The 1,508-nt window shown below is 44.6% G+C and carries 3 protein-coding genes; 1 reads left to right on the plus strand and 2 read right to left on the minus strand.

The annotated features are described in order from the left end of the window. The coding region (locus tag ACTIE6_RS23770) for an MmcQ/YjbR family DNA-binding protein (RefSeq protein ID WP_439558996.1) at positions 1-339 on the plus strand (339 nt) is incomplete at its 5' end. A 58-nt stretch (positions 340-397) separates the two neighbouring features. Here ACTIE6_RS23770 and ACTIE6_RS23775 read toward each other — a convergent pair. Then, entirely contained in the window at positions 398-1,282 is an 885-nt protein-coding gene (locus ACTIE6_RS23775) for a YsnF/AvaK domain-containing protein (protein WP_138284209.1), read from the minus strand. Between the two features lie 46 nt (positions 1,283-1,328). Continuing rightward, the coding region (locus ACTIE6_RS23780) for a DUF2382 domain-containing protein (protein ID WP_439558997.1) at positions 1,329-1,508 on the minus strand (180 nt) is incomplete at its 5' end.

The raw sequence follows: 1,508 nt of genomic DNA on the forward strand, positions 1-1,508 counted from the left end.
ACTTTTAATCAAATAAGAGAAATGGCCTTGACTTTCCCCGAAGTCACCCAGGAGCCACACTTCGAAAAGATTTCTTTCCGGGTGAAGAAGAAGATATTTGCTACCTACGATGAGCAGCTGAAACGGGCGAGTATCAAATTATCAGAGGTTGATCAGAGCGTATTCTGCTCAGGCGACCAGACAGTCATTTTTCCTGTGGATAATAAGTGGGGCAAGCAGGGATGGACGCTGATCGAAATGGAAAAAGTGCATCAGGATCTATTTAAAGATGCCCTCACGACGGCCTATTGTACGGTAGCACCGCAGAAATTGGCTGACTTGGTGAGAATGGATTTATAAGGCAGTGTAACAAAAAAGGCACCGGGATGGGTGCCTTATAATGTAATGCTTATATCGATTATAAATCCAAGCGGGATCTTCTGAGCCTTTCTTCATCTGAAAGGTCCTCAACTTCAACCTCAGTACTACGCAAAGTTTCATTAATTACTTCCTGGCGCTCATCTACGGTTTTGTTCAGGCTCACCTCCTCTACTACCCGTGCTTCCTTGTTTACAACCGGCACTTCCGCATATTCTTTCATTTCAATAGTCCCTTCTTTGAAAGTATCGAAATCTGACTCGGATGCAACCCTGTCGACAGGCGTCCTTTCAACATTTACCTGCTCCTGACGAAGCCGGACGCTTTCCTGAACAGGACGCTCGATAATGCGGCTTCTTAGACGCACGCCACCCGTTTCAATCTCACGCTTTCCAACCTGCAATTCCTCTTTGATTACCGGTAAAGATTCTGTTGGACCTTCCGATCCTATTGAGCTGCCTGAAACGGTATTAAGCGACCTGTTTGGGTAAGGGTCAACTGAATTGTCAGTATAAGAATTTACAGGTACATCGGTAACTGCACCGGGATTTGTCTGGTTTGACTCATAATAGTTAACAGCAGTGTCATTTACATTGACCGCGCCATATTGGTCCAAAATATTTGCAGCTGTTTCCGCGCCCTCCGCACTTGCTGTATGCACCGTGACAATTGTCCCACGTCTTGCCGCTTCTGAGTAACGCCGGGTTTCATCTTCATCTCCGTCAAAAAGATCTTTGAAGAAGTTTCCGATGCGGTCACCAAAATCTTCATTATCTTTTTTAACAGCTGGTACTATCGTATCTGAATCGTATGATGACGTTGTAATATCGACTTCACTGGATGAGAATCCGTTTGCCAGTAAATAACTTCGCGCTTGCTGGGCATCGATTGCTTTTTCGAAAATTCCAACTACTGTATTAGCCATGATTGTTGATTTAAAAGGTTTCAGTTTATTGAATTACGACTTGACATTAAACATCTGTGCCAGAGGCGTTCCTGAAGACGGTCACTTCTTCTTTCCGTAACGTCTCTGTAAAGCTCTGTTGCTCTTGATGATGGTGCCTGGTAATATGCAGTTCTTCTACGAGCATCAGGCGCTTTTCAACCACCAGTACCTCTTTGACAACTGAGACAATGGTCACATCCCCTTC

The organism is Dyadobacter sp., assembly GCF_051859145.1.
GTDB lineage: Bacteria > Bacteroidota > Bacteroidia > Cytophagales > Spirosomataceae > Dyadobacter.